Origin of the sequence: Desulfosporosinus sp. I2 (genome assembly GCF_000960765.1) — a bacterium.
Lineage (GTDB): Bacteria > Bacillota > Desulfitobacteriia > Desulfitobacteriales > Desulfitobacteriaceae > Desulfosporosinus.
In genome coordinates this window covers 1-4,241 of sequence record NZ_JYNH01000227.1, presented here as the reverse complement: position 1 = coordinate 4,241, position 4,241 = coordinate 1, and the positions used below count along the sequence as shown (strand labels likewise).

Annotated in this window: 5 protein-coding genes; 1 reads left to right on the top strand and 4 read right to left on the bottom strand. The window is 38.0% G+C overall.

Going from position 1 to position 4,241, the window contains the following annotated elements:
• Positions 1–203 precede the first annotated feature (203 nt).
• From UF75_RS24855 to UF75_RS24840, 4 genes are all read right to left on the bottom strand, one after another.
• Positions 204–1,439: an MFS transporter gene (locus UF75_RS24855; RefSeq protein WP_156146612.1), complete on the bottom strand. Its 1,236-nt coding sequence runs from the start codon at positions 1,437–1,439 to the stop codon at positions 204–206.
• A 97-nt stretch (positions 1,440–1,536) separates the two neighbouring features.
• Positions 1,537–1,725, bottom strand: a complete 189-nt coding sequence (locus UF75_RS24850; protein WP_045577200.1) for a hypothetical protein — start codon at positions 1,723–1,725, stop codon at positions 1,537–1,539.
• Between the two features lie 46 nt (positions 1,726–1,771).
• The gene (locus tag UF75_RS24845) at positions 1,772–2,821 is read right to left on the bottom strand and encodes a D-alanyl-D-alanine carboxypeptidase (RefSeq protein WP_045577199.1); all 1,050 of its coding nucleotides are present in this window, start codon (positions 2,819–2,821) and stop codon (positions 1,772–1,774) included.
• A gap of 172 nt (positions 2,822–2,993) precedes the next feature.
• The gene (locus tag UF75_RS24840) at positions 2,994–3,782 is read right to left on the bottom strand and encodes a M23 family metallopeptidase (protein WP_045577201.1); all 789 of its coding nucleotides are present in this window, start codon (positions 3,780–3,782) and stop codon (positions 2,994–2,996) included.
• Between the two features lie 135 nt (positions 3,783–3,917).
• Here UF75_RS24840 and lexA point away from each other — a divergent pair.
• Positions 3,918–4,241, top strand: a 324-nt coding sequence (lexA, locus tag UF75_RS24835) for a transcriptional repressor LexA (RefSeq protein WP_045577198.1), incomplete at its 3' end; no start/stop codon positions are given.

Genomic DNA, 4,241 nt, shown 5'->3' with positions numbered 1-4,241 from the left:
GGTAAATGGGTATTATTTGAGTGAAAAGAGATAGTAACTTTCTTGCATAAGCACAACAAAGCAAACGGTTTTTGCCACCATTTCCAAATTTCATTATGCTTTAGATAATTAGCAAGAAAAATTACGCAATCTTTTCATCTCCAATCTAAAATTGTTAATTTTATTTTACTATATAACCTTAAAAAATACAAAGTGGATAACTTTTAATTGCCTGAAATTTGATTAGGTTTGGTTTTACCTTTCCAATAGAATAGCAACATTAGCAAAGCGGCAACTAGAGCCATGATTGACCCATAGTAAAACGGTGCCCTGTTATTAATATGATCATAAAGCAGACCTGCAATTACGCTGGCTGGGAGTAATGTTATTCCGACCAAACAATTGTAAAGTCCAAGGCCTGTGCCTCTTTTCCTCTTATCAATCAAGTCTGAAACTAAGGCCTTCTGAATTCCGTCTGTTGCCGCACTATAAAGGCCATATAAAGCAAAGAGCAAGATTAGAACACCTTGACTGTTTGTTTTTCCAAACCCAAAATATATGCTTGAGTAAAGTAAATACCCAAATATTATAAGTTTTTCCCGGCCTATTTTGTCTGACAATATTCCGGCAGGAACAGAGAACATAACTGAAACTGAGTTAAAGATAAGATAAATAATCGGGATAAATGCATCCTTTACTCCTATATCACTAGCTTTAATAAGTAGTAAAGCATCAGTTGAATTGCCAAGTGTAAATATAAAGGTAATTCCAAGAAAGATATAATATTTCACAGAAAAATCCTTTAAAGTAATCCTTCCTAGAAGCCCTTCTTGCTCTTTTTTTGCTTCTTTCACAAAAAATATTATTGAAATCAACCCTAACAAACCGGGTATTGCAGCAAACATAAATACTTTCCGATAGTCGCCTGGAAAAATCGACAGAATTCCAAACGCTAGTAGGGGCCCAAGTATTGCACCGCTATTATCCATAGCCTTATGAAAACCGAAGCTTCTCCCCTTCGTGTTGTCACCAGAAGAACCAGCAATTAAGCTATCTCTTGGGGCCGTTCTTATCCCTTTGCCAACCCTTTCAATAAATCGAACAATTAGCACATGCAGCGGAGAAGTAACAATTGAGAACAATGGACTTAGTATTGCCGTAAATGCATATCCAATGATCATAAAAGGCTTGTTCTTTCCGATTTTGTCACTCCACCAACCTGATAACGCTTTAAGAACGGAGGCTGTGCTTTCTGCTAGACCTTCTATTAATGAAAGTTCTGTTTTTGTAGCTCCTAAGGTCATTAAAAATAACGGCATAATTGCATAGATCATCTTTGTTGCAGTATCTGTTAAAAAGCTAGTAGTTCCGACAAAGAAGATATTCCGTTCAAGTCCTAGAATCTTTTTTACTTTCCTTCCATTTTCACTAAATATTGTTTTCTGGTTTTTATCTTCCATAATGAATACTCCATGACCCTTGATAATATTAATTTGAATTAATATTATCACTATTTAGTAACCAAAAGAAGTACGGTTTCATCATACAATAAGACTATTAGTTCTTCTCTTCGATATTTAATAATATATCATCGATCTCAATTTCAGCGAAGTCACCCTCTGGGCTTTTGATACATTGACAGCAATTATCACATTGTTTGGTCGGATCAAGATCACAAAGATCACATTCACCGCATTCGGTACAAACACGGTCTTCTAATACGCATGGCTCACCAAGGTTATTCAAGTTCTTCAAACCTCCAAAGTAGTAATTTGTTTAGTTTAAACGAGAATCAAAAAATTCCCGGACTCGAAATAAGCGATTTTGGGTCTTTTGATAGCCCTCGAAGTGCAGCAGCTGATCGTTGCTCTGCCCAAGTTTCATCCAGTAAGGTGATAGAATCTTTATAACGTTGCTCACTTCCTAATAAGACTAGTAATAATTCACCATCTGGTCTTTTAACATAGGAGACTAGGCATTGACCCGCTTCTGTGGTTGTTCCAGTTTTTAAACCTAAGTCACCTGGATAAACCCTTAGGAGAAGATTTGTATTTTGTAAATCAGCGTTATGACTCTTACCCTGGACGTCCTTCCATTGAACTTGGGCGCTGGTTTTTTGAACATATTTCATGAGTTTTTCATTCTGGACAAAGTGATTGGCGATGATACTAAGGTCCTTTGCAGTGGTATATTGGTCAGGATCTGGCAATCCATGTGGGTTTGTAAAGTGAGAATCTTGGCATCCTAAAGTCGTAGAGGCATAATTATTCATTTTCTGAGCAAATTCAGGGATTGAACCGCTAATTTTAACGGCTAGTGCTGCGGCAGCGTCATTGGCACTGTGGACATAAAGTGCTGTTAAAAGGTTCTGGACTGATATTTCATCTCCAGGACTGAGTCCCAATTTTGAGCCTTCAATATTCACTTCTTTACCGACTCGTATGATATCTGTTTCTTTTAGATTCTCCTCCGCAATCAGCCCAGTGAGAAGTTTTAATGTGCTGGCTGGCGCTCGATGTAAGTCAGCATTTTGCGATTTAAGAATCTGGTTTGCTTCGGGATCCACCAGGACGTAGCTTACCCCTTGTGTTATATGAGTAGAGGGAGAAGAATCAGAAGATGTTGAAGCTGAGATAGCAGAAGAATTAATACTTGTTGAAGTGACTTGACTCGATAATAAGGTCGCTAAACTAAACGATTTGAAGTTAGCTTCAATAAATGAAGCTAGGTGGTTGGCATTAAGAGGACTTAGATATCGAAATCCCACCAGCAACAATATACATAATAAAAAAACTGTCAAGGTTTTCCGCAATCTTATAAGTTTTCGTTTTCGGTAGTTCAATGATTAACCCCTCTTTAAATGTGTAGACAAAGCATTGTATTACGACTTCATCCTATAACTATTTATTATTTGCACTCTTCTTAGCTAATCTAGTAAACTATGCAAACAACGTAATTATAACTAACTTTAGGATAATGGGCAAGTCATCGTTACTCTTCCCTCTCCTTCTATCCTATTTTGTCCAAAGTTTCCATGCTGCCAAAAAAGGATACGGATTGATCCATTGTCCATTCGGTATCTCAATCCCAAAATGAAGGTGATCAGGGGTTGTCAAGGCATCTCCAGTATGCCCCATTCCTCCTATGACTTCCCCTGTTTCAATGCGATTCCCTTTGACTAGTTGCGGAGAAATATATTGCAAATGGGCGTAGTAATAATAATTTCCATCATCTCCACGAACACCGACGCGTTCCCCTCCAAGCCGGTTCCACCCTAATTGTTCAATTTTTCCTCCACAGGTGCTGATAATGAGTGTCCCTTCTTTTCCAAACAGATCCGTCCCTTCATGTTTTCGGGATCCACCTTCCCGATCTGCACCAAAGCTATCGTCAAACCATGTTGTTCCATGCACAGGAAATGTATATTTGTGAGGTTGATAATAGGGATATTGTCTTAAAATATCTCGATGCCTCCGAATAGCTTTGATCGTACTTGACGGAAGCTTCCCCCAATTTAAGTCCTTAAAAGAAACTTGGACTCGAAGTTGATTTATTAGGACCAGGGATTCTTTTTCAGATAGAGTTGAATGTATTGCTAATAAATCCTCCCAAACGATCGTCGGGAATTTGATAGTATCTTCTTGACACTGTTTAACAAGAGTGGGTGTTATTGAACTTAAGTATGGGTAAATATCGGTTGATATGTTAGGTGGTTTGTGTAGTAAATGCCATGCAATAGCCGCAAAAAGAATGAGAATAATGAGTTGAACTAATCTAAGATGGATTAGCGTTATAATTTTCATACCCTTTCCTATTCTCTTCAATTTTATCTTTCCTTTCTCCATCCATGGTTATGCTAGGCACATAACGAACATTTGTTTGCAGTTTGTAGCCATGTTATGGTACAATATTCCTGAATAGATGGGGGTGTTTATACTATGTACCCGGATTTATCGATGCGACAGACGAATATTCTAGAGTTTATTAAACAAGAAATACGTAAAAAGGGATATCCTCCTGCAGTTCGGGAAATTGGCGAAGCCGTAGGATTGTTATCTAGCTCCACTGTACATGGTCATTTACAAACGTTAGAAGAAAAAGGTTATATCCGTCGGGATCCTACAAAGCCTCGGGCGATAGAAATCTTAGATAGCTCTATTGATCCTATTGATATGAAGAAAGCAATTAATGTCCCGATTGTGGGTCGTGTTACAGCCGGACAGCCAATTTTGGCTGTAGAAAACATTGAAGGGACGTTTCCC